General features: G+C 69.2%; 26 protein-coding genes, 1 tRNA gene, 1 other RNA gene and 1 pseudogene. 17 read left to right on the top strand and 12 right to left on the bottom strand.

The features are described 5' to 3' along the window. The first annotated feature begins 61 nt into the window (after positions 1 to 61). The 4 genes from OKW78_RS09910 (at position 62) to OKW78_RS09895 (ending at position 3899) form a co-directional block, all read left to right on the top strand. Entirely contained in the window at positions 62 to 1480 is a 1419-nt protein-coding gene (locus tag OKW78_RS09910) for a helix-hairpin-helix domain-containing protein (protein WP_281195004.1), read from the top strand. A 282-nt stretch (positions 1481 to 1762) separates the two neighbouring features. Next, positions 1763 to 2200 (top strand): hypothetical protein, encoded by a 438-nt coding sequence (locus OKW78_RS09905; protein ID WP_281195003.1) that lies wholly within the window; start codon positions 1763 to 1765, stop codon positions 2198 to 2200. Positions 2201 to 2317: 117 nt separating this feature from the next. Next, complete coding sequence (locus OKW78_RS09900; RefSeq protein WP_281195002.1) at positions 2318 to 2863, top strand: NUDIX hydrolase; 546 nt, start codon at positions 2318 to 2320, stop codon at positions 2861 to 2863. Positions 2864 to 2936: 73 nt separating this feature from the next. After that, complete coding sequence (locus OKW78_RS09895) at positions 2937 to 3899, top strand: CPBP family intramembrane glutamic endopeptidase (RefSeq protein WP_281195001.1); 963 nt, start codon at positions 2937 to 2939, stop codon at positions 3897 to 3899. A gap of 28 nt (positions 3900 to 3927) precedes the next feature. Here the strand turns inward: OKW78_RS09895 and OKW78_RS09890 are convergent, their stop codons facing one another. Then, positions 3928 to 5151 (bottom strand): TIGR04347 family pseudo-SAM/SPASM protein, encoded by a 1224-nt coding sequence (locus tag OKW78_RS09890; protein ID WP_281195000.1) that lies wholly within the window; start codon positions 5149 to 5151, stop codon positions 3928 to 3930. After that, on the bottom strand, positions 5148 to 5525 hold the full coding sequence (locus OKW78_RS09885) for an Htur_1727 family rSAM-partnered candidate RiPP (RefSeq protein WP_281194999.1): 378 nt from the start codon (positions 5523 to 5525) through the stop codon (positions 5148 to 5150). Before OKW78_RS09885 ends, OKW78_RS09890 begins: the two co-directional genes overlap by 4 nt. 119 nt (positions 5526 to 5644) lie before the next feature. On the opposite strand from OKW78_RS09885, the gene OKW78_RS09880 reads away from it, so the two are divergent. From OKW78_RS09880 to OKW78_RS09870, 3 genes are all read left to right on the top strand, one after another. Further along, complete coding sequence (locus OKW78_RS09880) at positions 5645 to 6715, top strand: radical SAM protein (RefSeq protein ID WP_281195208.1); 1071 nt, start codon at positions 5645 to 5647, stop codon at positions 6713 to 6715. Between the two features lie 73 nt (positions 6716 to 6788). Beyond that, positions 6789 to 7152: RNase P RNA component (gene rnpB, locus OKW78_RS09875), an RNA gene on the top strand. Between the two features lie 167 nt (positions 7153 to 7319). Further along, the gene (locus OKW78_RS09870) at positions 7320 to 7922 is read left to right on the top strand and encodes a TIGR00296 family protein (RefSeq protein ID WP_122106647.1); all 603 of its coding nucleotides are present in this window, start codon (positions 7320 to 7322) and stop codon (positions 7920 to 7922) included. 78 nt (positions 7923 to 8000) lie between these two features. Here the strand turns inward: OKW78_RS09870 and OKW78_RS09865 are convergent, their stop codons facing one another. Both OKW78_RS09865 and OKW78_RS09860 read right to left on the bottom strand, forming a co-directional pair. Further along, positions 8001 to 9161, bottom strand: coding sequence for a nicotinate phosphoribosyltransferase (locus tag OKW78_RS09865; protein ID WP_281194998.1), 1161 nt, complete (start codon positions 9159 to 9161; stop codon positions 8001 to 8003). Between the two features lie 130 nt (positions 9162 to 9291). Further along, entirely contained in the window at positions 9292 to 11031 is a 1740-nt protein-coding gene (locus tag OKW78_RS09860) for an Hvo_1808 family surface protein (RefSeq protein ID WP_281194997.1), read from the bottom strand. 117 nt (positions 11032 to 11148) lie between these two features. Between OKW78_RS09860 and OKW78_RS09855 the strand changes: the two genes are divergently transcribed. The 3 genes and pseudogenes from OKW78_RS09855 to OKW78_RS17000 all read left to right on the top strand — a co-directional run. Further along, positions 11149 to 11727 (top strand): cysteine hydrolase family protein, encoded by a 579-nt coding sequence (locus OKW78_RS09855; protein WP_281194996.1) that lies wholly within the window; start codon positions 11149 to 11151, stop codon positions 11725 to 11727. A gap of 91 nt (positions 11728 to 11818) precedes the next feature. Continuing rightward, positions 11819 to 12376 carry a hypothetical protein gene (locus OKW78_RS09850; protein WP_281194995.1) on the top strand — a complete coding sequence of 186 codons (558 nt, stop codon included), beginning with the start codon at positions 11819 to 11821 and terminating at the stop codon, positions 12374 to 12376. A 135-nt stretch (positions 12377 to 12511) separates the two neighbouring features. After that, positions 12512 to 12628: pseudogene (locus OKW78_RS17000) on the top strand (HVO_2523 family zinc finger protein); the annotation flags it as partial. Positions 12629 to 12772: 144 nt separating this feature from the next. Here OKW78_RS17000 and OKW78_RS09840 read toward each other — a convergent pair. From OKW78_RS09840 to OKW78_RS09825, 4 genes are all read right to left on the bottom strand, one after another. Beyond that, entirely contained in the window at positions 12773 to 13405 is a 633-nt protein-coding gene (locus tag OKW78_RS09840; protein WP_281194993.1) for a protein sorting system archaetidylserine decarboxylase, read from the bottom strand. After that, the gene (locus OKW78_RS09835; protein ID WP_281194992.1) at positions 13402 to 14463 is read right to left on the bottom strand and encodes an AAA family ATPase; all 1062 of its coding nucleotides are present in this window, start codon (positions 14461 to 14463) and stop codon (positions 13402 to 13404) included. Before OKW78_RS09835 ends, OKW78_RS09840 begins: the two co-directional genes overlap by 4 nt. A 226-nt stretch (positions 14464 to 14689) precedes the next feature. Further along, positions 14690 to 14773, bottom strand: a tRNA-Leu gene (locus OKW78_RS09830). Between the two features lie 30 nt (positions 14774 to 14803). Beyond that, complete coding sequence (locus OKW78_RS09825; protein WP_281194991.1) at positions 14804 to 15889, bottom strand: HAMP domain-containing sensor histidine kinase; 1086 nt, start codon at positions 15887 to 15889, stop codon at positions 14804 to 14806. Positions 15890 to 15968: 79 nt separating this feature from the next. Between OKW78_RS09825 and OKW78_RS09820 the strand changes: the two genes are divergently transcribed. The 4 genes from OKW78_RS09820 to OKW78_RS09805 all read left to right on the top strand — a co-directional run bounded on the left by OKW78_RS09820 (position 15969) and on the right by OKW78_RS09805 (position 18976). Continuing rightward, on the top strand, positions 15969 to 16463 hold the full coding sequence (locus OKW78_RS09820) for a DUF309 domain-containing protein (protein WP_281194990.1): 495 nt from the start codon (positions 15969 to 15971) through the stop codon (positions 16461 to 16463). 90 nt (positions 16464 to 16553) lie between these two features. Next, positions 16554 to 17249, top strand: coding sequence for a DUF192 domain-containing protein (locus OKW78_RS09815; RefSeq protein WP_281194989.1), 696 nt, complete (start codon positions 16554 to 16556; stop codon positions 17247 to 17249). Between the two features lie 89 nt (positions 17250 to 17338). Further along, positions 17339 to 18142, top strand: coding sequence for a succinylglutamate desuccinylase/aspartoacylase family protein (locus tag OKW78_RS09810; RefSeq protein ID WP_281194988.1), 804 nt, complete (start codon positions 17339 to 17341; stop codon positions 18140 to 18142). Between the two features lie 126 nt (positions 18143 to 18268). Then, a complete protein-coding gene (locus OKW78_RS09805) occupies positions 18269 to 18976 on the top strand; it encodes a hypothetical protein (protein WP_281194987.1) in 708 nt (235 codons plus the stop codon). 140 nt (positions 18977 to 19116) lie between these two features. Here the strand turns inward: OKW78_RS09805 and OKW78_RS09800 are convergent, their stop codons facing one another. Next, entirely contained in the window at positions 19117 to 19503 is a 387-nt protein-coding gene (locus OKW78_RS09800) for a cupin domain-containing protein (protein WP_281194986.1), read from the bottom strand. A gap of 66 nt (positions 19504 to 19569) precedes the next feature. On the opposite strand from OKW78_RS09800, the gene OKW78_RS09795 reads away from it, so the two are divergent. Together OKW78_RS09795 and OKW78_RS09790 are read left to right on the top strand one after the other, a co-directional pair. Further along, on the top strand, positions 19570 to 20907 hold the full coding sequence (locus tag OKW78_RS09795; RefSeq protein ID WP_281194985.1) for an aspartate aminotransferase family protein: 1338 nt from the start codon (positions 19570 to 19572) through the stop codon (positions 20905 to 20907). A gap of 39 nt (positions 20908 to 20946) precedes the next feature. Beyond that, entirely contained in the window at positions 20947 to 22125 is a 1179-nt protein-coding gene (locus OKW78_RS09790) for a CBS domain-containing protein (RefSeq protein ID WP_281194984.1), read from the top strand. Between the two features lie 51 nt (positions 22126 to 22176). Here the strand turns inward: OKW78_RS09790 and OKW78_RS09785 are convergent, their stop codons facing one another. The 3 genes from OKW78_RS09785 to OKW78_RS09775 form a co-directional block, all read right to left on the bottom strand. Continuing rightward, the gene (locus tag OKW78_RS09785) at positions 22177 to 23739 is read right to left on the bottom strand and encodes a 2-isopropylmalate synthase (RefSeq protein WP_281195207.1); all 1563 of its coding nucleotides are present in this window, start codon (positions 23737 to 23739) and stop codon (positions 22177 to 22179) included. Between the two features lie 383 nt (positions 23740 to 24122). Further along, positions 24123 to 24782, bottom strand: a complete 660-nt coding sequence (locus tag OKW78_RS09780; protein ID WP_281194983.1) for a hypothetical protein — start codon at positions 24780 to 24782, stop codon at positions 24123 to 24125. A 137-nt stretch (positions 24783 to 24919) separates the two neighbouring features. Next, complete coding sequence (locus OKW78_RS09775; protein WP_281194982.1) at positions 24920 to 25576, bottom strand: hypothetical protein; 657 nt, start codon at positions 25574 to 25576, stop codon at positions 24920 to 24922. 139 nt (positions 25577 to 25715) lie between these two features. Between OKW78_RS09775 and OKW78_RS09770 the strand changes: the two genes are divergently transcribed. Further along, on the top strand, positions 25716 to 26297 hold the full coding sequence (locus OKW78_RS09770) for a biotin transporter BioY (protein ID WP_281194981.1): 582 nt from the start codon (positions 25716 to 25718) through the stop codon (positions 26295 to 26297).

Genomic DNA, 26297 nt, shown 5'->3' with positions numbered 1-26297 from the left:
CGGTTTCACCTCCGCCGCGCGTGGCCGGCGCTTAAGTCGACGCGGGGCCGACGGTCGAACGATGGACGGCGGGACGCTCCCCGGAGCCGACGCGGGCGACGACGCGAGCGGGCCGGACCGCGTCGTCTGCCACGTCGACATGGACTGCTTTTACGCCTCCTGTGAGCGCCTGCGCGAGCCCGATCTCCGCGGTGAACCGGTCGTGGTCGGAATGGGATACGAGCCCGGCGAGACGATCGGCGCGGTCGCGACCGCGAGCTACGAGGCCCGCGCGTTCGGCGTCGAGAGCGCGATGCCGATCTCCGAGGCGCTCGAGCGGCTCCCGCGGCGCGCGGACGCGGACCCGGAGGACCCTGACGCGCCCGACCCGGCGGAGGCGGGCCGCTACCTCCCCGTCGACCTGGCCTTCTACGAGGAGGTCGCCGCCGAGGTGAAGGCGGTCCTCCACGACTGCGCCGACGTCGTCCGCGAGGTGAGCATCGACGAGGCGTACCTCGACGTCACCGACCGGACCGCCTGGGACGCCGCGGCCGACGGGGGCGATCCGGCCCCCAGCGCCGCGGCGGGGCCGAGCGAGGTCCGAACGCTCGCGGAGGGATACGCCCGGCACGTCGGAGAGCGCATCGAGCGCGAGGCGGGCGTGCCCGCGAGCGTCGGCGTCGCGCCGAACATGTCGGCCGCGAAGGTCGCGAGCGACGCGGACAAGCCGGACGGCCTCGTCGTCGTGCCGCCCGGCTCGGTCGAGACGTTCCTCGCGCCGCTGCCGACCGCGGCGCTCCACGGGGTCGGCCCGGTGACCGAGCGCGCGCTGGCGGAGCGGGGGATCGAGACCGTCGGCGACGTGGCCGCCGCCGATCCGGAGGCGTTGGCCGAGGAGTTCGGCGACCGCGGCCGGGAGTTGGTCCGCCGCGCCCGCGGCGAGGACGACCGCGAGGTGACTCCGCGGGGGCTCCCGAAGAGCCTCTCGCGGGAGTCGTCGCTGCCGCGGACGGCGGACGGGAAGCGGAAGCGGGAGACCGTCTCGGCGCTCGCGGCCGACGTGGCCCGCCGGGCCCGCGAGCGGGGCTGTCTGTACCGCACGATCGGGATCAAGGCGGTCGAGCCGCCGTTCGACGTCAACACCCGCGCGCGGAGCCTCCCCGGCCCGGTCGACGACCCCGAGTTGGTCGAGGCGGTCGCGCTGGAACTGCTCGCGGAGTTCGACGGCGACGCGGTCCGCAAGCTCGGCGTCCGCGTGTCGAACCTCGACTTCGCCGAGAGCGATCAGGCGACGCTCGGCGGGTTCGAGGAGGACGAGGGAGTGAGCGACGAAGACGTGGACGGCGGACGGGCCGGCCGGAACGTCCGCGACGCGTCCGACGGCGACGGCGGCAAGCTCACCGACTGGATCGGCGACGATCCGCGGGACGAAGGCGGGGCCGATGATCGGGTCGAGCCGAGCGACCGCGACGGGCAGGCCTCGCTCGACGACTGGGCGTGATGGCGGATCGGAGGGAGGGGGATCGATCGGTCGACCGGTCGGACGAAACCGCCGACGCGGTGAGCGCTTCCAAAGCCCCATGCCGCACCGCACGGTCCTGGATCGCACAGTCCCGTATCGCACGGCCTCGCACCTCAGCCCTCCCCAGCCTCGTCAGTCGCCCTCCGCGTTGCTCCGGACGACTGACTCCCTCGCGGTCCGTTCGTGCCCTGCGGGCACTCACGGGCGCGCCGACCGGCAGGCGTCGGGGATACTATGTACCGAGCGGATCGACGGCCACACATGTCCCCGTCGATCCGCGCGCGCCTCCTCCGTCGACCCGAGATCCGGGCGATCCCGTCGCCCCGGCTGACCGTGCCGCTGGCGTGTTTCCTCGGCGTCTTCGCCGCCTACGCTGTCGGCGTGTTCACGATCGCCGGCGGCGCCGTGTTCCTCGCGGGAGACGCGGCCGCGGTGGGAGTCGTCGCGGCCGCGGCGCTCGCGTACCGGCGCGGGGGACTGGCGGTCGCGTGGGTGACCGTCTACGCGTCCCTGCTCGGATACAGCGCCGACCACTACCTCCTCGGCCTCTCGGGCCGCTCCCTCGGCGAACGGCTCGTCGCGTTCCTCGGGGTCGACGGGCTCGTCTTCGTCGGGATCGAGGCGCTCGTCTTGGGGACGCTCGCGTGGGTCGCCGGGACGGTTGCTGCCCGGATCGTCGGGAGCGTTCGGGAGGCCTGATCCGCCCGTCCGGACGGGTGGTCCGGAGCGAGTGGATCGGAGTAAGCGGTTCGGAGCGAGCGGACCACAGCCGATCCGATGCCGAGGGTTTACCTCGCGGAGCGCCGATCCGGAGGTATGGACGACCTCGCGTGGGAGACGACGGATACCGAGATCGACTACCGCTGTCCGGGGTTCGACGTGCGCCGCGACGAGGTGCGGTTCCCGGACGACGGCGAGGGGGAGTACCACTACGTCGACGAGCCGCCGGCCGTCGTCGTGTTGCCGCTGACGCCCGACGGCGACGCCGTCGTCATCGACGAGTGGCGACAGGCCGTCGGCCGGACCAACCGCGGGCTCCCCGCGGGAACGGTCGAGCCCGAGGACCGCGACGACCTCGAGCGGGCGGCCGCCCGCGAGCTGGCCGAGGAGACGGGCTACGAGGCCGAGAACTTCGAGCGGCTCACGACCGTCGAGCCGGCCAACGGCGTGACGAACGCGGTCCACCACCACTTCCTCGCGACGGGGTGTGAGCCCACCGCCGACCGCGACCTCGACCGCGATGAATCCATCGCGGTGGAGACGGTCCCGTACGACGACCTGCTCGCGAGCGTCGTCGACGACGAACTCCGCGACGGCCGGGCGGTGACCGCCGTGACCTGGTACGAGCTGTTGTACCGTTGACGGGCGCTTCGCCCCGCGACCGCGGTGCGGTCGACGGACAAACCCTTTGCCCGACCGGCACCAACCGGGGGCAATGACGGGACCCTCCGGCGACGACTCGGTCGATCGCGTGACGACGGACGACGAGGCGGCGGCCGCGGACGAGGCGGCGGCCGCGGACGAGACGGCGGCCGCGGACGGGACGGCGTCGGCGGGTGAAACGGCAACCGGAAGCGGGACGGCGACGGCGGGCGAGCCGTCGGAAACGACCGTCGCCGAGTCCCCCGCGATCGCGGTCGCGGCCGCCGTCGGGCTCGGGGTTCTCGGCCCCGTGATCGCCGTCCTCGGGGGGCAGGGCGTCTTCCTCGTCGACCGTCTCGTCGGCGGGCTGCCGCTCTTCGTGAGCCTGGTGCTCACGCTGATCGTGGGCCAGTACGTCGCGTTCGGCGGGCTCGCGGTCGGCTACCTCGCGTGGCGGGGATTCGACCGGTCGGGGATCCGATCGTACCTGGGAGTGCGGCGGCCGAGCCTGACGGATCTCGGCCTCGTCGTCGGCGGGTGGGTCGTGATCGTGCTCACGCTGCTCGTCGTCTCCACCGTCGTCCAGCTGCTCGGCGCGGAGACGGCCTCGAACCAGAGCGCGGAGCTCGCCGTGCAGAACCCGACGATCATCCCGCTCTTCATCGTCGCCATGTTCCTCGTGGTCGGCCCGTCGGAGGAGATCCTCTACCGCGGGGTCGTCCAGGGGCGGCTCCGGGAGTCGCTTCCGGCCGCGCCCGCCATCGCGATCGCCTCCGGGATCTTCGCGTTCATCCACGTGATGGCGCTGACGGGCGGGATCTCCGGGCGACTCACCACGGTCGCGATCCTCTTCTTCCCGAGTCTCGTCTTCGGCGCGGTCTACGAGCACACCGAGAACCTGGTCGTCCCGGCGCTGCTCCACGGCCTCCACAACGCGGTGATATTCACCCTGCTGTACGTCACCGTCACGTACAGCGACGAACTCGGGGAGATGGCCGAGGGCGGCGCGGCGCTGGTCTCGCTGCTCCCGACTTGACCGGGATCGACGGGCGAAACCTGGCGGGTCAGTCCGCCGCGTCGCCGACTCGGTCGACTTCGGTCGCGGCGTCCGGCGCGATCTCGTCCTCGCGGAGGTAACACTGCGGATCGGGCGCGAAGAGGTCGCCGGTCGTCCGCAGCGCTCGAAGCCGCGATCCGCCGCGACAGATCGAGCGATACTGACACTCCGAACACCGCCCGGTGAGCCGGTCGTCGCGGTCCCGGAGCGCGGACAGCAGCGGGTCCGACTCGTCCTCCCAGATCGCGGCGAACGGGCGCTCGCGGACGTTGCCGAGGCTGTGGCCCTGCCAGAACTGCGTGAGGTGGACGTTGCCGACGGGGTCGACGTCGGCGACGCGCTCGCCGGCCGGGTCGCCCCCGTTGCGCTCGAGGTACGTCCGGATCCGCTCGGCGTGGTCCGGGCCCAGCTCGCGGCGGGCGTACTCGACGAGGTAGCCGGCGTCGGCGTAGTTGCCGACGAGCAGCGTCTCGATCTCCTCGCCGCGGTCGTGGTACTCGCGGGTGAGGTCACAGAGTGTCCGCACCGCCTCGCGTTTCCGCTCGGGCGAGAGGTCGACGTCGACGATGTCCGCGCCGCGACCGCCGTAATCGAGGTGGTAGAAACAGAAGCGATCGACGCCGACGTCGGTGAGCAGGTCGACCACGCCCTCGAGGTCGGGCGCGTTCGCCTCGGTGATGGTGTACCGGAGCCCCGTCTTCAACCCGACGTCGAGACACGCCTCGATGCCGCGGACCGCCGCGTCGAACGCCCCGTCCCGCCCCCGGAACGCGTCGTTGCGCTCGGCGAGTCCGTCGACGGAGACGCCGGCGTACCGAAGTCCGGCCCGCTTCAACTCGGCGGCGGCCTCCCGCGTGAGGAGCGTCCCGTTCGTCGATAACACCGGCCGGATCCCGCGGTCGGCGGCGTACGAAACGAGTTCGGGGAGGTCCTCGCGCAGCAGCGGCTCGCCGCCCGAGAAGAGCACGACCGGGACGCCGTAGTCGGCGAGCTGACCGAGGAGCCCCTTCGCCTCCGCCGTGGAGAGCTCGCCGGGGGCTCCCTCGGCGTCCGCACCCGCGTAACAGTGGTCACAGTAGAGGTTACACCGCTTCGTCGCGTTCCAGACGACGACCGGACGTCGCTGTTTCCGCTCCGTGATCTGCGGCTCCGCCGAGTCGTCGGCGGCGTCGTACCGGAGCCCGTCGCTCTCGGCGTCGAGCCCGCAGAGCAGCTTGCTGATCGAGATCATCGAGGGTCCTCGTCCTTCCGGGCTTTCGGCGCCGACCCGTCCGGCGTTCCCTCCGTTTCCTCGTAGACCCGCGGTTCGGACGTCCCGCGCGCGTCGGCGTCCTCGTCCGTCCCCGCGGCGTCCTCCGCCCCGTCGTCCTCGAGCGAGTACGTCGAGAACCGGTGGGTCTCGTCGGCCGGACAGAGCCAGACGTCGCGGGCGTACCACGCGAACAGCCGGCTCGCCTCCTCGTGGGCGACCTCGGGGGACGGGGCCGCGACCGTCCCGACGCGGCACATCGGCTCCGATTCGGACTCGCGAACGAACACCTCCCATCGCCGCTCCCGCGTCCGACGGGGCGTCTCGTCGGCTCTCCGTCGTGCTTTCTCGACCATACGGCTCCATACCTGCGGCGCGGCCATATCGGTTCGAGCGGTCTCCCGGACCCTGGGAACGCACGCGAACACGTTCGTTCGATCGCTGATTGGGGGCCGGCGTGTACGCTTCGGCAACGATGTTCGACGACCTCGACACCGACCGCCGCCCGCTCGTGCTCGTGTGGGAGGTCACGCAGGCGTGCGAGCTCGCCTGCCGGCACTGTCGGGCGGACGCGCGGCCGGCTCGCCACCCGGACGAGCTCACCACCGAGGAGGGAAGGCGACTGCTCCGCGAGGCCGCCGAGTTCGGCGACGGCCAGCTGGTCGTGCTCTCCGGGGGCGACCCGCTCGCCCGCGAGGACCTCCTCGAACTCGTCGAGTACGGCACCGACCTCGGCAACCGGATGACCGTCACCCCGAGCGGTACCCGGTCGCTCACGCCCGAACGGGTCCGCGAGCTGTCGGACGCCGGCGTCCGACGGATGGCGCTCAGCCTCGACGGCGCGACCGCCGAGAGCCACGACGCGTTCCGCGGCGAGGCGAGCTTCGCGGACACCGTCGCGGCGGCGGAGGCGGCCCGCGAGGCCGGCCTCCCGCTCCAGATCAACACGACGGTCTGTGCGGAAACGGTCGGGGAGCTGCCCGCGATCCGGGACCGCGTCCGCGAGCTCGGGGCCGTGCTCTGGTCGGTGTTCTTCCTCGTTCCCGTCGGTCGCGGGCGGGTCCTCGACCCGGTCTCGCCCGAACGAGCGGAGGCGGTGATGGAGTGGCTTCACGAGGTCGACGCGGCGGAGCCGTTCGGGGTGAAGACCACCGAAGCGCCGTTCTACCGCCGCGTCGGGCTCCAAGGCGATCGAACGGGATCGGCGCGTCGCGGCGGGATCACGGCGGGCCGCGGGTTCGCGTTCGTGAGCCACGTCGGCGAGGTGTACCCCTCCGGGTTCCTCCCCGAGTCGGCGGGCAACGTCCGCGAGCGGTCCGTCGTCGACGTCTACCGGAACGCCGATCTCTTCGAGGCGCTCCGCGCTCCTGAGAAGCTGACGGGCAAGTGCGGCGCCTGCGAGTTCAAGCACGTCTGCGGGGGGAGTCGGTCGCGAGCGTACGCACACGCCGGCGACCCGCTCGCGAGCGATCCCCTCTGTCCGTACGTGCCCGAGGGGTACGACGGGGCGCTTCCGGAGCGTATCGAGCGCTCGGGGCGGGCGTGAGGTGCCGGACCGGTCGGCCGATCCGTCGACCCGACCGGATCGCTTATCTCGGGAGCGGGGATAGGAGGTGACGGACAGAGGGAGCCCGACTCCCGTGCCTTTGGCATGAGGAAAGTCCCCCCACCGGCCGGACGGGCGACCGGGCACACGCCCGGAGTCGGAGACGGCTGGCTCTGGAACAGCAACGACACCCCCCGCCCCGACCGATGATCCGCGTTCGGTCGCCGCAGGCGACCGGCAGCGTTCGCGGGTGACCCCGCGAACGAGCGAACCGACCCGCAAGGGAAGGGAGTTAACCCGAGGAGGGCCGACGGGCGGGAACGGATGGAACGGCGAATCCTCGCCGGTGCAAGTCCGCGCCATCAGGTAGTCCGGCCACGGCGCGGACGCTCAGCCGAATGTCGGGACGAACCGAAGGGGGCTTACTCCCCTCAGTCCGCTCGCACGGCGAGCGGCGCGACCGTGCGTAAAGAAGTCGATCGGTTGGTCGACGATTTATCGGCGATATCGGGTCGTACAGTCGATGAAACGTTCGCCTCTGGTCGATCACGAACGTTCACCACCAAGGGAAGCGTTCAAGTCGTCAGCACCGCTAAGGGTGTGTATGTCCGAGGCACAGACCGTTCGGCTGTCGTACGACGACGGGGCACGAGCGGTCGAACTCGCACGCGAGGCGGTCGAGTCGTTCGTTCGACATGGACAACGCGAACAGCCCGGAAGCATGCGGGAGGCCTTCTACGCGCGGACCGGCGCGTTCGTTCGACTGGAATCCACCCGCGGGCGCGGTCGACTCCGCGGCTGTGCCGGCGCGTGGGACGACTCGGACCAGCTCGGTCACGCCATCGTCGAGGCCGCGATCAAGGCCGCCTCCGACGACTCCTGCGGCTCGGAGGTCGAGCCCAAGGAGCTCGAGAACATCACCGTCTCGGTCTGTATCGTCTCGAACACCCTTCTCACGAACGACCCGCTCGAGGACCTCGAGATCGGCACCCACGGCGTCGCCGTCGACGGCGGCAACTCCCACGGCTGGCTCTATCCGACGGTCCCCGTCGAGAACGGCTGGTCGGGCGCGGAGTTCCTCTCGCGAGCGTGTCGCAAGGCGAAGCTCTCGCCGACCGCCTGGCAGGACGACGACACCATGGTGACGCTCATCGAGGGACAGGTGTTCCGGGAGCGCGCCGACGGCGGCGCGGTCGAGGAGCTATAGCCGGTCGAACCTGCGTCCGTTCCGCCCGGACCGCTTCCCGCTTCCCTCCCGATTCCCTCTCGCGTCCCTTCGCCCCGACTACTCTCCGCTCCCGTATCCGACACGCTCCGCGTCCGCGAGCGCCCGCTCCGTCGCCGCGTCGAGGTCGAACGCGTCGTCGGCGACGACCTCGCCGTCGCGGATCACGGGCCGCATGAGCGACTCGGCGTCGGCCGGTCCGTCCCGGTCCGCGAGCCCGACCGCGTGGCCGCCGTCCGCGGTGCGGTAGACCGCCTTCGCTCCCGAGAGCTTCCCGCGTTTGGCGGCGGGTTCGCCCCCGACCGCGACGATGTCGAGCGCGAAGTCGACGGGGTCGGCGTTCGAGACGTAGCCGCCGACGCCGAAACCGTCCACGACGTCGCGGAGCCGCCGGAGGTCGTCGGGACCGAGCCCGCCGGAAACGTAGACGTCGACGTCGTCGTGGCCGCGAGCCCCGAGCTCCCACCGGACCTCCCGCACGATGTGTCTGAAGTCGCCGCGACGCGAGCCGGTCGTGTCGAGGCGAACCCCGTCGAGGCGGTCGCCGAGGGTCTCGACCGCCCGCAGGACCTCGTCGACCTCGTCGGAGTACGTGTCACAGAGCGCGATCCGGGGGACCGATTCGTCGACGGCCTCGTCGAAGGCGCGCCACGCCGTCTCCTGGTTGCCTCGACCGAAACAGATCGAGAGGGCGTGCGGCATCGTCCCCGAGGCCTCGCGACCGATCAAGTCGCCGGCGGCGACGTGCGAGAAGCCGTCGAGACCCCCGACGAGCGCCGACCGCTCCACGGCGGCCGTCATCGCGGGATGGACGTGGCGCGCGCCGAACGAGAGCACCGACGAGTCCGGCGCGGCGGTCCGGCAGTCGAGCGCGGCGGTGGCGATGGCGGACGCGTGCGAGAGGAAGCCGAGAAGCGACGTCTCCAGCCGCGCGAACGCGAGGTACTCGCCCTCGATCCGCATCACCGGCCCGCCGTCGAACAGCCGCCCCTCGGGGACCGCGTGGACGTCGACGTCGCGGCCGGCGAGCAGCGCGACCGCGTCCTTCAGCCCGGCGAACAGCTCGAATCCGCCGTCGGGGAACTGGTCGGCGGTCACCTCGGCGACGACGTGGGGGTTCCGTCCCGCATCCTCGAGGGCGGCCGCCGTGCGGTCGAAGTAGGCATCGGTGGCCCGACCGCTCCGGATCGCCTCGGCGTCGACGATGTCGAACTCCGTCATGTCGCGGAATTCGGGCGGCAGGTACCAAAAGCCACTCGTGTCGTTCGCGGGATCGGGTTCGGAATCGAGTTCCGTCGTCGTTGCCGGCTCGGTCGCGTCCCCTCTCTACCGGCTCGGCCCGGCCGCGTCACTACCGCCGCGGGCGACCGCCGAGCAGCGCGGCCGTGGAGAGTAGGGCGACGAGCGCGACGACGACCCCGAACCCGGGAACCTCGCCGTTCGTCGATTCGTCTCCGCCGGGCGCGTTCGGACCGTCTCCGTCGACCGATCCCGTCCCCGACCCGTCGTCGGTTCCGTCGTCGACCTCGAACCCGTCGTTCCCGCCGTTTCCGTCGTCTCCGATGATCCCGTCACCCCCGTCGTCGACGCTCTCCGGCGGGTCGAGGTCGATCCCGGGGCGGAGGTCGAGGACGTCGGCCGGCTCGGGTCCGTGGACGATCGTCACCGTCGTCCCGTCCCGCTCGACGCCGTAGGCTCCGCGGAAGTCTCCGGTCTCGATATCGCGGACCCCGTCGTCGAGGAGTTCCGCACCGTGTGCCTCCAGCATGGTGTGGTACGTGGCTTGGAACTGTCGGGCGTCCGTCGGGGTCCGCCACTCGGTCACCCAGACGTATCCGTCGCGTTCGGTTCCACCCGCGTCGTTTCGGTAAGGGTACAGCTCGTCTCCGGCCCAGCCGGCGGTCGCGCGGTGGTCGTAGTTGTACGCACCTCGCGTCTGGAGTCGGTCGTCTGTCCGAAAGTGGATGTTGTAGTTCTCTCCGGGGGTTCGGTCCGGTTCGAGGACCGCATACTCGTATCCGGTATCAAATCTCTCTGGTACTCCGGCGCTTTGGTACCAGAACATCACGAACATCGACGCCTCGCCGGCGGTCTCCGCGCCGTTCACGCCCTGACCGGGATACGTCTCCCAGCCGCCCTCCGCGGTGTCCTCGAAGTCGATCTCGCGGGTCTCGTAGTCGGGTTCGCGGTGGATGACCTCCGACGTCGTGTTCGGCGGGTCGTTCATCGTCTCGTTGACCGCGCTCCAGCCCTCGTCGTCGATCAGTTTCTCGACGTAAAACGGGCCGTCGGAGTACGGCTGGAGGATCGTTTGGAGGATCCCGATGTTGGGACTCCCGCCGCCGGCGCTCGAATCGGGCTCGTCGAGACAGCTCCAGTCCGTCTCACACCGATCGGTGTACCGCTCCTCGATGTAGACGGCCTCTCCCTCGACGATCCCGTCGACGGCGAGGTCCGAATCCTGGGTCGCGCCGACGTACTGCGAGTCTGCGAGGTCGTGATACTGGTCCTGCATCGCGTGGGTCAACTCGTGAACGAGCGTCGACTCGCTGACCTGGACCTCCTCGCTCTCGGGGATCACGAGGACGATCCGGTCGTCGCCCGGCGAGTAGAACCCCGAGACCGAGCCGCCGAACACGGTGTCGATCGCCTCCGCGCTCGACTCGTCCGCGCCGACGACGAACAGCGCCTCCCACACCTGGTCGTTCCAGCGATCGAACTCGGTTTCACTCGCCGTCCCGTTCCCGCCGTTCTCTCCCCCGGTTCCGTTCGCCCGAAACTCCTCGCGCGTGACCGTCTCGACGGGAACGTCCGTCTCGAAGGGCCGCTCGCGGACGTACTCGACGCGCGCCATACCCCGGTGGGTCAGCTCCTCGAGTTGGGCCTCGGTCAGCCCGTCCTCTTGGTCGAACTCGAGGTCCTCCGCGTGGTGGACCCCGTTCCAGCAGCCGACCAGTTCGTTGTCGGCCTCGGTCTCACAGTCGGCCGCGGTCTCCGCGACCGGCGCGTCGGCGGCGGCGACGCCGCCGGCCCCCACAACGAGGAGAACCAGCAGCGCGACCGTCGCCGCGAGGGGGAGGACCCGTCGCATACGGTCGATTACGAGGGGGCGGGTAAGTAGTTTGTCCGTCGATTCACGGATCCGATTCGAGTTCGTTCGACCTCGCTCGGCTTCGATCTTTTGTGTCCGGACGCCCAACGGTCGACCATGCCGTACGATCCGGCCGACACCGCGGTGGTCGTCGTCGACATGCAAAACGGGTTCTGTCACCCCGACGGGAGCCTCTACGCCGATCCGAGCGAGGCGGCGATCGATCCCGTGAGCGACCTCGTCGCCCGCGCCCGCGACGCCGGCGCGCGAGTCGTCTACACCCGCGACGTCCACCCGCCCGAGCAGTTCGAGGACGCCCACTACTACGACGAGTTCGACCGCTGGGGCGAACACGTCGTCGAGGGGTCGTGGGACGCCGAACTCGCCGACGACCTCGACGTCCGCGAGACGGACCACGTCGTCGAGAAGCACACCTACGATGCCTTCTACCGGACCGACCTGGAGGGTTTTCTCGACGCACACGGGATCGACGACCTCCTGATCTGCGGGACGCTCGCGAACGTCTGCGTGCTCCACACCGCCGGCAGCGCCGGCCTCCGCGACTATCGACCCGTCGTCGTGGAGGACGCGCTCGGCTACATCACCGATGAACACCGCGAGTACGCGGTCGACCACGCCGACTGGCTGTTCGGCGAGACGACGACCCTGGAGGAGATCGCGTTCGGGTCCGAGTGACGGATCTCCCGGCTCCCGACCGCCAGAGGCGATTATCAGCCGCGTTAATCGGCGTGTAACCCTTTTGCTTCCCGACGCGGACGGGTCGCGTATGGAACTCTCTCGACGCGGCGTGATCGGCGGGCTCGGGGCCGTCTGTGCGGTCGGAGCCGTCGGTTTTACCGGCGCGGCGGCGGTCGGCAACGAAGACGACGGCGGCCCGGGACCCGGCGACGGGTCCGAGGAGGCAGGCGCGACCTCGGTCGCCGTCGATCCGGACGCGCCGTTCGAGGCTCGACTCCTGCGCGAGGACGGCTCGGATGAGGACGGGTCGGGCGACGGCGCCGTCGAGGACCGCCTCTTCGACGCCGCGGACCTCGAGTACGTTCAGGGTGTCCTCCAGGAGGACGGCGAACACCTCGTGTACGTCGCGCTCTCGGAGGCGGGGCGGGAGTCGTTCCGGGACCGGCTCGACGGCTCGGGTGCGACCGACGATCCGGAACCGTTCGCGGTGTCGATGACGCTCGACGGCGACGAGGTCCGCCACGTCGACCTCGACGATCCGACCGTGACGGCGCTCACGGACGAGGAGTGGGGCGGCGTGTTGACGCTGCCGTTCGAGTCGGCAGGGACGGCCGAGTCGGTGTACGGGTCGCTGGCGGCGGAGTGAGTCCGTCCGGGGGCGGGTCCTCCGGGAAGTGGGTGGTTTATGGGTGCGGCGTGTCTCGGGGCGGGCGTGAGCGAGACGCGCGAGCGAACCGATGAAACCGCTGGTCGGGGCGACGAAGCCCGCGGCCGATCCGACGACGACCACGGTGGGCGTCCGTGTCCCCGCTGTGGGGAAGCGATGGTCCACAGACACTGCAAGTACGTCTGCCCCGTCCACGGGGTCGTGTACGACTGTAGCGACACGTTCTACTGAGCGAGCGGACGATTCACTGGAATTCGGTGCTAGGTCCCCGTCCTCACGGAGCCGTTCGAGAGACACGCCCGTGAACGAGACGCTCCGCGTCCGATCAACGCACGCAGTTCGCAAACAGCTCGGATCCAGCCGCCCGTTCGTCCGTCACGCCCGTTCCGCGATGATCGTCTCGCCCGCCCGGACGGCGTCGCCCTCGCGCACGAGGAGGTCCTCGCGACCGACGTCGGCCGGCAACACCACGTCGGCGCGCGATCCGAACGAGACGTGGCCGACGCGGTCGCCCCGTTCGACGCGATCGCCGGCCTCGACCGACGGATGGATCCGGCGGGCGAACCAGCCGGCGATGACGAGCAGCTCGTACTCGCCGAAGTCGATCGCGACCTGCTCGTTGCGCTCGGATTCCTTGTCGAACGCCGGGCGGTTCGCGCCGGGTCGATGCCGGAGTTCCCGCACCTCGCCGGCGATCGGCGCGCGGTTGACGTGGACGTCCGTCGCGCTCATGTACACCCCGACGCGGATCCGCGCCCCCTCCTCGCGCACCACGCTCACGGTGCCGTCGGCGGGCGAGACGACCGCTCGATCGGGGGCGGGCGGCGTCCGCTCGGGGTCGCGGTGGAACCAGAGGACGCCGAGCGTGAGCGCGACCAACGCGAGTCCGACCGGCGGGAGGAACGGGAGGGCCAAGGCCCCCGCGAGCGCGGGAACGAGCGCCAGCCTCCAGGCGTCGTCGACGACGTCGAACGGAAGGACGGCTGCCAGCGGCGGGTTCCGACTCACGCGTTCGCCTCCGCGGGGTCGGGTTCGTGGAACCCGGCGTGGAGGTCGGTTCGCCCGGCCGCCCACGCCGAGAGCAGGTGGGTGAGGTGGAGTCGATCGTCGAGTCCGTCGGTCAACGCTAGATCCGCCTCCCCGGCGAGCTTGTGGAGCCGCGCGAGGTCGTCGCCGCCGTAAGCTGATCCGGCACGCGCGACCCGCAGCGTCTCACGGAGCAGCCTCGGGCCGTCGTACCCACCCTCGTCGAGGAGGTCGTCGAGGGCGCTCCGGGCACCCTTGAGGTCTCCCTCACGGGCGGCGGCGAGCGCCTCGCGGATCGCGTCGTCGTCGCCCACGTCGCCGAGCGTCTCGTAGGCGGTCGTCATGGTGACCTCCTCGCCCTCCACGGCGGTCGTCTGTGCCGCGAGGATCGCGCGTCTGAGGTCGCCGCCGGCCGCGCTGGCGACGAACTCGAGTCCGTCGTCGTCGTACTCGACGCCCTCTCGCTCGCAGATCGTCGCGAGCACGTCGATGGTCTCGTCGGTCGTCGGCGCGCGCAGCCGGATCGGGAAACACCGTGACCGGATCGGCGCGATGAGCTTCGAGGGCTGGCGGGTGGCGACCACGAACTGGGTCGTCCGGTGGTGTTTCTCCATCACCCGGCGGAGCGCCTGCTGGAAGTCCTCGCGGATGGACTCGGCGTTGTCGAGAAGCACCGTCTTGTACTCGCCCGACATCGGCGCGTAGGAGGCCGATTCGGTGAGGACGTGGTTTATCATGTCGCGTTTCGCCATCCGGCTCCTTCCCTGGAGGAAGCCCTCGAAGCGGGGATCGGTCCGGATCTCCTTTTTCGTCCGGCCGAAGAAGTCCGCGACGTTGATCTCGATCAGGTCGCTCTCGGGGTCGGCGTGTGACTCCCGCGCCAGCGCCCGCGTCGCGGCCGTCTTCCCGGCTCCCGGCGGTCCCTGAACGACGAGGTTCATCGGCTCGTCGACCGCCCGACGGAGCCGGTCGCGGGCGTCGGTCTGGCGGATCTCCGACAGCTCCGGCGCGTGCGTGTCGATCCACAGCGGTCCGTCCATTACCGTCCCCTCCGCGCCGCGCGCTCAAGAAACGGTCGGTCCGTCCGGTCCCTCGAGATCCGTTCCGTCCGGAGACCGGAGCGTGACGACTGCTCCGGGAGCGGGGAGGGGAGGAAGCCACTCGGTGGGGTGGAGACGACTGAGGTACTGTACCGTTGAGAGGTGTTTTTGCGAGGGAAGAGCGCTCCGAGAGCGTCTTCCGCATCACGGGGGTGGACCCCGGCGATGCGAGGGGAGGGATTTGAACCCACGGACCTCTACAGGAGCGGATCTTGAGTCCGCCGCCGTTTCCGGGCTTGGCTACCCTCGCACGCGGCCGAGGGTTCGATACGGCACCCCTTTATCCCGTCGGTTCCGCACCGACGAGCCGGGCCTCGAACCCGCCCTCCCGCGACTCGCCGATCTCCAGCGTCCAGCCGTGGGCGGCCGCAACTCGTTCGACGATCGCGAGCCCGATCCCGGTCCCGCCGCCCTTCGAGACGCCGAACTCGATCACTTCCTCGTGTGCGTCCTCGCGGATCCCGGGGCCGTCGTCGGCGACGTACAGGCCGCGGTCGTCGACGCCGACGCGAACCGTGGGACGCTCGCCGGCGTGATCGAACGCGTTCGAGAGCAAGTTCCCGAGTGCCCGCCGCAGGAGCGTCGGATCGGCACGAACCGGCCCCTCGTCCTCCACGACCAGGGTCGCGCCGGCCGGCTGCTCGCCGAAGTCGCCCGACCTCCAGCAGTCGCGCGCGAGTTCGCCCAGATCGACCGTGGTCCCGGCGACGTCTATCGCCGCCGGCTCGCGCACCAACACCAGCGCGTCGTCGATCAGCGACTCGATCCGGTCGAGCGCCTCCTCGACTTGGTCCAACCGCTCGACGTCGCCGGTCTCGCGGGCCAAGTCGAGGTATCCGGTCGCGACCGAGAGGGGGTTCCGCAGGTCGTGCGAGAGGAACCCGGCGAGACGCTCGAGCCGCTCGTTGAGCCGTTTCAGTTCGCGCTCGCGCTCGACGCGATCCGTCACGTCACGGATGACCCCGACGACGCCGACGATCGGACCGTTTCGACCCTCGTCGTCGGCCGTCAGGGGCGTGAGCCGCGTCTCCGTGGTCACCGACGATCCGTCGCCGAGCGTCGTCGTGAGCTGGATCCGCTCCTCACGGGAATCACCCGCGAGGACGCGCTCGACCGCCTCGCGATACCGGTCGGCCTCGTCTCCGGGCCAGTATCCCGCCTCGACGAGCCGCTCGGGGTGTTTCGCGAGAAGGAGGTCGTCGCCGAACTCCGTCACCTCCCGAAGCCGGTCGTTGGCGAACACGCGGACCCGGTCGGCGTCGAGCACGTACGTCCCGTCGCGGACGGCGTCGACGACCGCGGTCGCGTATCGAGCCCGCTCGTCGTTTCGGGGCGTCCCGTGGTCCCGGTCCCGCTGGTCGTCCATGTCCGCACGACGGAAGCGAGTGATAAGTGTACAACGGTCGCCGCGAAACGATTAGGTCGCTGGCGGCGGGAGAGTCCGCATGGACGATCACACCCGCGATCCGAGCGTCGCGCCGCCGATATCGGGGGAGCCGTCCGGGTGGCGGCGCGACCGACTCGCGTCCAACGGGTGGGAGCACGGGACGCTCCGGCGGGCGGTGGTCCACGGCGTCCGGCTGTACAACGACGGCGCGTACCACGAGTCACACGACTGTTTCGAGATCGAGTGGTACAACTACGGGAGCGGCACGACCGAGAGCGCGTTCCTCCACGGAATGGTTCAGGTCGCCGCGGGCGCGTACAAGCGCGTCGACTTCGAGGACGACGACGGCATGCGGAGCCTCTTCGAGACCGCGCTCCAGTATCTCCACGGCGTCCCCGGGGACTACTACGGGGTCGACGTCGACGACGTGCGGGCGACCCTCACGACCGCCCTCGAGGATCCGACCGCGATCGACGACTGGCGGATCGAACTCGACGGGGACCGACCGACCGCCGGCCCGGAAAGCTACGCGTACGCCGAGGAACTCGAGTGAGCGGTCGACCGAACGCGGCGGGCGCGGAATCGACCACCCGACCGTCGACGACCGCTTTATGCCGCCGGAGCCCGGAGTGACGCCCGATCCATGGAGCGTCCCGGACCCGATCCCCGATCCCGCCGTCGATACCTCCGCACGCTCGGCGGACTCGGAGCCGCCTCCCTTGTCGGCTGTCTGGATCGAGGGGAAACGACGGAGCCGACCGACGTCGACGCGGGCGAAGTCGACGCCGAAAGCGAGGACGGGAACGCGACCGGGAGTGACGCGGGCGACGACGGTTCCGAGGAGACCGCCGGCGACGACGTCGAAGGCGACACCGACGCTGACCCCGAAACGGAGGGCGACGACGACGAGGAGGAAGACGCCGACGCCGAACCGATCCACCAGGACTACGAGACGCGGGAGGTGAGCGTCGAGACCACCGACGGCGACGTCCTCGGGGAGGTTACGGCGGCGGTCGCGGACACCCGGGGGCTCCGCGAGACCGGCCTGAGCGACACCGAGTCGCTCCCCGAGGACCGCGGCATGCTGTTCGTCCATGACTCGGTTCGAACTCGGACGTACTGGATGAAGGACATGGACTTCGGGATCGACATCGTGTTCGCGGACGCCGACGGCGTGATCACCGGGATCCACCACGCGCCGGCACCGGGACCGAACGAGGACGGGAGGGATCAGAGGTATGGGGATCCCGGGAAGTACGTCCTCGAGGTCAACTACCGCTGGACCGCCGAGCGCGGCGTGGAAACAGGCGACGTGCTCGTCTTCGATCCGGTCGAGTGAGCGGTCGGAGTCGTCGGGGGGTCGTTTCGAGGTCACACTCACCGTCCCCGATCCGAACGCGACTTACCCGCAGACCGTCTGGATCGGGCATGGACGTCTACGAGCTGGGCGAGGGCCCGGCGGAAGTCGCGGTCGTCGCGGCTATCCACGGCGACGAGCCCTGCGGAGTGCGGGCGGTCGAGCGCCTCGTCGCCGAGGAGCCGACGGTCGAACGCGCGATCAAGCTGATCGTCGCGAACGAGGAGGCGCTCGCGGAGGAGACTCGCTACCTCGAGGCCGACCTCAACCGGTCGTTCCCGGGCGATCCCGATAGCGAGGTCCACGAGGGACGACTCGCTCATCGGCTCCGCTCGGAGCTGGTCGGCTGTACGACCCTCGCGATCCACTCGACGCAGTCGTACGCCGAGCCGTTCGCGGTCGTCGACTCGATGGACGAGGTCGCCCGCGCGGTCGCGCCGCACCTCCCGGTGGACGCCGTCATCCAGACGGACGCCTTCACCGAGGGACGACTGATAGAGCACCCGCACACGATCGAGATCGAGGCGGGCCTCCAAGGGACGGAGACGGCCGCCGACAACGCCTACTGGGTGACGCGGGCGTTCCTCGCCGCGACGGGTGCGCTACCCGCGCCCGGCTCCGACGGCGTGATCGACGCCGGCGGGCGCGAGGACGTGCCCGTCTTCCGGCTCCGCGATCGGATCCCCAAGCCCGACGCCGAGGAGTACGAGGTGTTCGCGCACAACTTCGAGCGCGTCGAGGCCGGCGACCGCTTCGCGACCGCCGACGGCGAGCCGCTCCGCGCCGAGGAGCCGTTCTATCCCGTGTTGCTGTCGGCGTACGGCTACCGCGACCAGTTCGGCTACGTCGCCGAGCGGGTCGGCGCGATCGAGTAGGCCAAGAGGGTCGAGGACGTCGAACGACGGTTCGAACGTGCCGTTTTCGATCACACCGGATCGATCAGTACAGTTTGGGCAGATGTCATTGGGAATCCTTACAGTCTTGTCATACTTTCTTGAATTATGCCAAATTCAGCCCGAGACATTGTCGAGTACATCATTGCTGGTGTTGTGTGTATTCTACTTCTCGTTGTTATTGGATTTGAGACGATAAGACGGAGTATGACTCAGGGGATATCAGATGTATCACAAACACGCAAAACAAGACGTTCACCGACAAAGAAGCAACCAATTCAAGATAATGATGAGAGCGATGCGTTATCACGTCGATCTAGAGAACATAACCCAAAAGATTGGGAAAAGTATTCAGGTAACATTACTACAATTTACTTTATTGTAGGAATACCCATAATATATCTGACTTATGCCCAGTTCTGGAATGACTCCGGACAAGAGATTGTTTCTAATTTAATACATATTTCGGCTACAGCTCCTCTGTTTGGATTACCGGAATCATACTTCTTTGTTGCTTTTGCCTTGCTTGCCGCGGAAGTCTCTCGTGGTGCAATAATGAAAATCAGTGAGACTCACGGTGAGATCTCGCTTCGAATACAAGGGAGAGTTTCTGGGGCAGTCGCCGCGTTTCTCTCATTGTTGCCGGTTTTTGGCGAATTAGAGGTGGTAAGTGTGTTGATTTATACAACTATCTTCGCAGCCGCTATTGGTTATCAAGGATACAGTAGCGAAGGAATAAAATCCTATTTGCTATTAATTTTCAGTTTTGTATTGATTATACTTATACTAATTGGAAGTATAGTGAATTTAGCTTGAGATTATATTATGATTTTGATTTATCATGTTTGAAAAGTATATTTTAATCATCAAACTATATATTATAGGTGTATTTTTTGCAATTCAAGAGTAAGAACAGTTCTCCCTGGATCGCCCCGTGAAGTTCCCGAAACGATGATCTATTCCACGAGTTCGATCGTGTCGTCGCCGTTCGGCACGGCACAGAGGAACGCGCCGGGCTCGTCGCCGTCGTTGCGGTACCAGTGTTCGACGCCCGCGGGGATCAGAAGCGAGTCGCCCGCCTCGACCGTGTACTCCTCCTCGCCGATGCCGACGACGTACTCGCCCGCGAGGACGTACTGCTCGTGTTCGACCGCGTTGGTGTGTCGAGGAACCTCGCTTCCGGCGTCGATCTCGAACCGCCGGATCGCGAAGTGGGGCGCGCCGTCCGACTCGTCGAGGAGGACGCCCTTCCGGAGCCCGGCGGCCGCGTCGACGGACTCGTAGGAGACCTCGCTCGCGCGTTTGACGACCGGTTCGGGGTCGGTGTGGGTCGATTCGCTCATATCGGTCGCGTCGTTCCGGACCGGCATAAATGGATTTATTGTGGTATGGCGAATCATGACGGACGTATGCAAGAGAACGTACCCCATGCCCGACGCGGCGAGACGGACGGTGAGGCGATACCACACTGGCACGACCCGGACGGCGAGGCGATGACCATCGTCGAGGGCGAGGGCGCGACGGTGTACGACGACGAGGGAACCGCGTACCTCGATCTCATCTCACAGCTCTACTGTACGAACGCGGGTCACAGCAACGAGGCGATCACGGACGCGATGAGCGCACAGATGGAGCGGATCCCCTACGTCTCCTCGGCGAAGGGGAACGACGTCCGGGACGCGTTGGCGGACGACCTCGCGGAGATCGCGCCCGGGTCGCTCTCGGAGGTCTACTTCTCGGTATCCGGAAGCGAGGCGAACGAGGCGGCCGCCCAGATCGCGAGGACGGTCCAGGACGCCCCGAAGGTGCTGACGCGGTGGCAGTCCTACCACGGCGGAACCGCCGGTGCCGGCTCGCTCACCGGGGATCCGAGCACGCGTTCGACGCTCGGCCGCTACGCCGCGACGACCGGCTCGGAGAAGTTCCTGCCGCCCCTGCCGACGGCGTTCGACGCCGACTCGCCGGAGGACCTGGCCGAGCAGGCGGCGGACCACGTGGAGTTCGTGATCCAGAACGAGGGGGCGGACTCGGTGGCCGCCATCCTGATGGAGCCGATCGGCGGGACGAGCGGCGGCTACCCCGCGCCGCCGGGCTACTTCGAACGGCTCCGCGAGATCTGTGACGAGTACGACGTGCTCCTGATCACGGACGAGGTCATCACCGGATTCGGCCGCTGCGGCGAGTGGTTCGGCATCGACACCGAGGGCGTCGAACCCGACATGATCACGTTCGCGAAGGGCGTCACGAGCGCGTACGCCCCGCTGGCCGGCGTGATCGCCGACGAGTGGATCGGCGAGACGGTCCGCGAGGAGGGGTACGACCTGGGTCAGACGTTCGCCGGACACCCCGTGGCCTGTGCCGCCGGCCGTGCCGCGATCGACGAGTACGAGTCACACCTCATCGACGACGTGCGGGAGCTGGCACCGGTGCTCGAGTCTCGCCTCGAGGAGCTGGCGGCGACCCACGACGTCGTCGAGACCGTCCGCGGCCGCGGGTTCCTCTGGAGCGTCGTCTTCGCCGACCCCGAGACCGGCGAGCCGTTCGTCCACCCGTGGGCCGGGGACGACGACGAGGAGAACCCGGTCGCCGCGGTCCGGGAGGCGGCCGCCGACCGGGGGGCGCTCTTCGGGAACGGACGGCCGGACGTACAGATCCTCATCGCGCCGCCGCTCTGCACCACGCGTGCCGAACTCGAACGGGGGATCGACGCGCTCGAGGCGGCGATCGAGGAGACCTTCGAAAAGTAACGGTCAACAGTTAAACGCCCGCCCGATCAACGACGGGGCATGCGTGGACTCCGGATCGGGACGGTCGTCGGCATTCCGGTCAGACTCAACTGGACGTTCCTGATCGTGTTACCGCTCTTCGCGTACCTCATCGGCTCGGAAGTGGAGACCATCGCCGGCGTGATGAACGAGACGTTGGGTGCCGGCATCGATACGGCGGCGATCGGTACCGGCCTCACCCCGTGGCTGCTCGGACTGGCGGCCGTTCTCGGGCTGTTCGGCGGCGTCCTCCTCCACGAGTTCGGTCACTCGCTCGTCGCGATGCGGTACGGCTACGAGATCGAATCGATCACGCTGTGGCTGCTCGGCGGTCTCGCGAGCTTCACGGAGTTCCCCGAGGACTGGAAACACGAGTTCTGGATCGCGGTCGCGGGACCGATCGTCAGCCTCGCTGTCGGCGCGGTATGTTACGGCGTGTTCGTGCTCGCGCCCGCGGGCTCGAACGCCCTGCTCTTCGTGTTCAGTTATTTGGCAGTTCTGAACGTCGTCCTCGCCGGCTTCAACATGTTGCCGGCGTTCCCGATGGACGGCGGTCGCGTCCTGCGGGCGCTTCTCGCGCGCAGCCAGCCGCACGCGCAGGCGACGCAGCGAGCCGCCTCGGTGGGGAAGGTCTTCGCGTTCCTGATGGGCGTCTTCGGCCTGTTGACGTTCCAACTGCTCCTCATCGTGCTCGCCTTCTTCATCTACATGGCGGCCTCCGGCGAGGCCCAACAGACGACGCTGAAGGCGGTCTTCGAGGGGGTCACCGTCGCGGACGTGATGACGCCCCACGAGCGGCTCCACACGGTGACCGAGACCACCTCCGTCGCCGAGCTGATGAGCCGGATGTTCGAGGAACGCCACACCGGCTATCCGGTGATGGACGGCGGCGACCTCGTCGGCATGGTCACCCTCGAGGACGCCCGCGAGGTCCGCGAGGTCGAGCGCGACGCCTACCGCGTCGAGGACGTGATGGAGACGGACATCGCCTCCGTTACGGCCGAAACCGACGCGATGTCCGCCCTCCAGGTGATGCAAGAACACGGCGTGGGACGGCTGCCGGTCCTCGATGCGGACGGCGAACTGGTCGGACTCATCTCGCGGTCGGACCTGATGACCGCGTTCAACATCATCCAGACCGGCGGCACGCCGAGCGTGATCACCGGTCGGCGCGCCGACGAGGACGGTCGGATCCTCTGAGAAGGTGACTCGGACTCCCGAAAAGTCTCGTCGACGCCCCGCCGGTCGGATCTAGTCGTCCGCGGAGCCGACCGACGTCGCCGTCCGGTCCGCGTCCTGTTCGTCGTCCGCGAGCTCCGAGAGCCGGTCGAGCGCGTCGACCATCGCGACGACGCTGGCTCGCGTGATGTCCGCGTCGGACGCCGACACCGATACCGACCGATCGCCGCGCGAGAGGTCGACCGCCACGGTGACGACGGCGTCGGTCCCGCCGGTGATCGCGTCGACGTGGTAGGAGTCGAGCTCGAAGGAGACGGCGTCAACGCCGCCGGTCTCGTCGGCGAGCGCCGCACGGACCGCCTCGAGACCGGCGTCGACCGGTCCGGAGCCGGTGCCGGAGGCGACGCGCTCCTCGTCGCCGACGCGGAGCCGCACCGAGGCGGTCGGCAGGTTGCCGCCGGAGGTCGCGGAGAGGTCGACGAGCTCGACGTGGCGGTCGCGCTCGCGGCCCTGGACGTCCTCGGTGATCGCGAGCAGGTCCGCGTCGGTGACGCGCTTGCCGCGGTCGCCGAGCTCCTTCACTCGGGAGACGACCTCCCCGAGCTCGTCGTCGTCGACGTCGACGCCGTGATCGGCGAGCGCGGCCGCGACGCCCGCGCGTCCGGCGTGTTTGCCGAGCACGAGCCGGCGCTCGCGGCCGACCGTCTCGGGCGGGTACGGCTCGTACATCGTCCCGTCCTTCAGCGTGCCGTCGGTGTGGATCCCCGACTCGTGTGCGAACGCGTTCGCGCCGCACACCGCCTTGTTCGGCGGGATCGCGACGCCGGTCACCTCCGAGACGCGACGGCAGAGCCGGTAGAGCCGCTCGACGTCGACGGTGTCCACGTCGTAGGTGCGGTCCAACGAGATCGCGACCTCCTCTAACGCCACGTTGCCGGCGCGCTCGCCGACGCCGAGGACCGTGCCGTGGACGGTGTCGGCGCCCGCCTTCAGGCCGGCGTGGACGTTCGTCAGCCCGAAGCCGAGGTCGTCGTGCGTGTGGAGGCTCGTCGGGCCGAGGTCGGCGAGGCGGGAGACGACCTCGGCGGTTCGCTCCGGGCCGGCCGCGCCGACGGTGTCACAGTAGCAGACGCGGTCCGCGCCCGCGTCGAGCCCGGCACCCATGAGCCGCTCGAGGTAGTCGAGGTCGGCCCGCGAGCCGTCCTCGCCGAGCACCTCGACCCAGAGGTCGTGGTCCTTCGCGTACTCGACGAGCTCGCCGGTGGTCTCGACGACCGCCTCGCGGCTCGACCCCACCTTCGTCTCGACGTGTTTGTCCGAGGCGGGCACGACGAGGTTGACGCCGTCGACGTCGCAGTCGAGCGCGCGGTCGATGTCGGACCGGACGCCGCGCGCGAAGCTGGTGACCGTGGCGTCGAGGCCCTCGCGGGCGACGCGGCGGATCCCCTCGCGTTCGCCCTCCGAGGTACAGGCCGAGCCCGCCTCTATCACGTGAACGCCCGCGGCGTCGAGCTCGCGGGCGACGTCGACCTTGTCCGCGGGCGTGAGCGAGACGCCGGGCATCTGCTCGCCGTCGCGCAGCGTCGTGTCCAGTAGCTGTACCTCCTCGAGATCGGTGAATGGGTTCGGGTTCAAAAGGCTCTCCGTGGTCCGCGTCGGTGTCGTTCGGTCGGTGCCGCCGTCGGGGACGAAGCCCCGGGCGTCGGCGTGAGCGTCGGCGTGTGCGTGGGCGTTACTGTCGGCGAATTTCACGGCCAGCCGCCGTGAGGCGACTTGCTCTATCCTCCGAACGACCACGAGTGTCTCGTGTCATTCGTACCCGTGCGGATGAGCCTCAGGATAATAAAACGGACGGTTCGTGTCCGAACTCGCCGACCGATCGTCGGCAGATCCGGGTCGAGAGCGACGTTCTTTCACCACACGTCCCGCATCACCCCACACCATCCGCCTCGTCCCACCTCATATCGTCCCATACTACCTCGTACCACCTCACACCGTCTCGTCCCACCTCGCCCCGTTCACCCCAGAAGCGAGCGCAACGAGCGACGGCGGGTTCCACACTCCTCCCGGTACTCGCAGGTCGTACACCGGCCGTCGTCGACGCGGGCCGGCGGGCCGTCGATCGCACGGACCGCCCGGACCGTCCGTCGATAGGCCGCCTTCCGGCGGGTCGTGATCCGGACCTCCCGGACGACGCCGACCGCGGGATACTCGAGGATCGCCCGCGGAACGGTACGCTCCCGGTCCCACGCGAGCGCCTTGGCAGCCGCGACCGCACGAACCGACTGGGGCTCCCAGACGCCCGACTCCGGCGGTTCGCCGGACGAACAGACCACCGGGATCGGCGGTTCGTCGTCGACGCCCGCGAGCAGCTTGTGGACGACCCCGTGACACTCCCGTCCCGAGAGGAACGCCCGCGTCTCGGTCGGGTCGACGAGCCGGTCGTACAGGTCGCGCTCACGGAGTCGAGAGAGATTCCGGCGGTAGGCGGCCGGCTCACGGCGGAGCGGGAGCCGTCGGAGGACCGCATCCGGCGCGTCGATCAACTCCGGGTATCGGTAGGCCAGGTCGATCCGCTCGGTCGCCTCCGCCGGAAGGTCCCGATCGTCCCCGCGTCGGCGGTAGTATAGTTGACGGGGACAGTACGCCGCGGCCGCGAGGTCGCTGAAGGGGATCACGAGGAGGATCGCCGCGGGTTCGTATATAAGGAGTCGGTCGGATCGTCGGCGTCGAAACCGGAGGCCCTACGACCTCGATGAACGACGTCTTACGGAGATTCACGGGGAACGCCTCGCGCTTCAGCGCGGAGAGGACGTCAAAGCGACACGTCGGTCTCGATGTCCTCGGTCGCCTCACGGAGCCCGTCCTCCCGTGCGTCGGTCGCGAGCGACTCCTCGATGTCCGCGTCGGTGAGGAGGTCGCGGAACTCGTCGCGGAAGCGGTCGTTCACGCGCGTGGACGCCAGGTCCGCGCGGGCGACCGGAACGAACTCGCGAACGACCTCCGGATCGACGTCGAGCTTCGCCGCGGCCGCCTCGACCGACCGATCGGCCGCGAGCAGACGCTTCAACGCCGCGTACTCGAAGGGAGCGTCCCGGTCCGCCTCGGCGACGAGGTGGAGGTCGAGGCGCGCGTCGCGGACCGTCCGCACGTCGATCCCGGAGTCGGCGCCGTCGGGGTCGTCGTCGAGTTCTTCGCCGAGGTCGGCGGCGATCGACCCGTCGTCCTCGCCCGCAAAGAACCCGTAGACGACGCGTTCGTACGCCTCGTCGCCGAGGCCGGTATCCTCGAGCCCCGAGTCGAGATCGTATCGCTCGCGCATCGCCGTGACGAGTTCCGCGACGCGCTCCTCGACCGCGTCGTCGTCGCGGTCGACGAGGCTTCCGGGCGACTCCGACTGTCGCTCGGTCACCGTCTCGGAGCCGGTGGCGTCGACGAAGAGGTCCCGGAGCTCCTCGGTCTTCTCGTCCATGCTCATGGGAGGAGGCGGCGAGCGCGAAAAAGGGTGTCGGCGACTACCCGATCCGCCGGGATCGTCCCCGAACCGTCGTCCCGGCGCTCCGACGACGTAAACCGATATACTAAAATTGGTTTACGAGAGACCGGCGAGCATGTCCACTCGAACCGAGTCGGTCGACCTCGTCGGCGACGAGGCGGCGGTCAATCTCACACGCGCCGCGCTGTTCGCCGCGCTCGTGGGCGCGTTCGCGTACGTCACGTTCCCGAACCCGGTCTCGCCCGTCTCCGTGACGCTCCAGGTGCTCGGCGTCTTCCTCGCCGGGATCTACCTCGGTCCCGTGTGGGGGCCGGCCGCGCTCGTTCTCTACCTGGTCGCGGGCGCGCTCGGCGCGCCGGTGTTCGAGGGCGGCTCCGCCGGCGTCGGCGTCCTCGTCGGGCAATCCGCCGGCTACCTCTGGTCGTACCCGCTGGCCGCGGGCGTCGTCGGCGCGGTCGTCCACCGCGGTACCGCCCTCCGCGATCCCGCCGCCGCCGGGCTCGTGACCCTCGTCGCCGCGATGACTCTCGGAACCGTCGTCGTCTACGGGCTCGGGGTGGCCGGCCTGATGCTCGTCCTCTCGCTCGGCCCCGTCGAGGCGGCCACCGTCGGCGCGCTCGCGTTCCTCCCCGCGGAGGCGCTGAAGCTCGCCGCCGCGGTCGGTATCGTCCGATCCGACGCGATCGCGGCCGCCTGA

Source organism: Halorubrum sp. F4 (assembly GCF_027257195.1).
Lineage (GTDB): Archaea > Halobacteriota > Halobacteria > Halobacteriales > Haloferacaceae > Halorubrum.
The sequence above is the reverse complement of the archived record's forward strand: the minus strand, read 5'-3'. Positions and strand labels throughout refer to the sequence as shown.

Coding starts and splice junctions, on each gene's coding strand:
- OKW78_RS09910 (WP_281195004.1), top strand. CDS start 62: ATGGACGGCGGGACGCTCCCCGGAGCCGACGCGGGCGACGACGCGAGC.
- OKW78_RS09905 (WP_281195003.1), top strand. CDS start 1,763: ATGTCCCCGTCGATCCGCGCGCGCCTCCTCCGTCGACCCGAGATCCGG.
- OKW78_RS09900 (WP_281195002.1), top strand. CDS start 2,318: ATGGACGACCTCGCGTGGGAGACGACGGATACCGAGATCGACTACCGC.
- OKW78_RS09895 (WP_281195001.1), top strand. CDS start 2,937: ATGACGGGACCCTCCGGCGACGACTCGGTCGATCGCGTGACGACGGAC.
- OKW78_RS09890 (WP_281195000.1), bottom strand. CDS start 5,151: ATGATCTCGATCAGCAAGCTGCTCTGCGGGCTCGACGCCGAGAGCGAC.
- OKW78_RS09885 (WP_281194999.1), bottom strand. CDS start 5,525: ATGGTCGAGAAAGCACGACGGAGAGCCGACGAGACGCCCCGTCGGACG.
- OKW78_RS09880 (WP_281195208.1), top strand. CDS start 5,645: ATGTTCGACGACCTCGACACCGACCGCCGCCCGCTCGTGCTCGTGTGG.
- OKW78_RS09870 (WP_122106647.1), top strand. CDS start 7,320: ATGTCCGAGGCACAGACCGTTCGGCTGTCGTACGACGACGGGGCACGA.
- OKW78_RS09865 (WP_281194998.1), bottom strand. CDS start 9,161: ATGACGGAGTTCGACATCGTCGACGCCGAGGCGATCCGGAGCGGTCGG.
- OKW78_RS09860 (WP_281194997.1), bottom strand. CDS start 11,031: ATGCGACGGGTCCTCCCCCTCGCGGCGACGGTCGCGCTGCTGGTTCTC.
- OKW78_RS09855 (WP_281194996.1), top strand. CDS start 11,149: ATGCCGTACGATCCGGCCGACACCGCGGTGGTCGTCGTCGACATGCAA.
- OKW78_RS09850 (WP_281194995.1), top strand. CDS start 11,819: ATGGAACTCTCTCGACGCGGCGTGATCGGCGGGCTCGGGGCCGTCTGT.
- OKW78_RS09835 (WP_281194992.1), bottom strand. CDS start 14,463: ATGGACGGACCGCTGTGGATCGACACGCACGCGCCGGAGCTGTCGGAG.
- OKW78_RS09825 (WP_281194991.1), bottom strand. CDS start 15,889: ATGGACGACCAGCGGGACCGGGACCACGGGACGCCCCGAAACGACGAG.
- OKW78_RS09820 (WP_281194990.1), top strand. CDS start 15,969: ATGGACGATCACACCCGCGATCCGAGCGTCGCGCCGCCGATATCGGGG.
- OKW78_RS09815 (WP_281194989.1), top strand. CDS start 16,554: ATGGAGCGTCCCGGACCCGATCCCCGATCCCGCCGTCGATACCTCCGC.
- OKW78_RS09810 (WP_281194988.1), top strand. CDS start 17,339: ATGGACGTCTACGAGCTGGGCGAGGGCCCGGCGGAAGTCGCGGTCGTC.
- OKW78_RS09805 (WP_281194987.1), top strand. CDS start 18,269: ATGCCAAATTCAGCCCGAGACATTGTCGAGTACATCATTGCTGGTGTT.
- OKW78_RS09800 (WP_281194986.1), bottom strand. CDS start 19,503: ATGAGCGAATCGACCCACACCGACCCCGAACCGGTCGTCAAACGCGCG.
- OKW78_RS09795 (WP_281194985.1), top strand. CDS start 19,570: ATGCAAGAGAACGTACCCCATGCCCGACGCGGCGAGACGGACGGTGAG.
- OKW78_RS09790 (WP_281194984.1), top strand. CDS start 20,947: ATGCGTGGACTCCGGATCGGGACGGTCGTCGGCATTCCGGTCAGACTC.
- OKW78_RS09775 (WP_281194982.1), bottom strand. CDS start 25,576: ATGGACGAGAAGACCGAGGAGCTCCGGGACCTCTTCGTCGACGCCACC.
- OKW78_RS09770 (WP_281194981.1), top strand. CDS start 25,716: ATGTCCACTCGAACCGAGTCGGTCGACCTCGTCGGCGACGAGGCGGCG.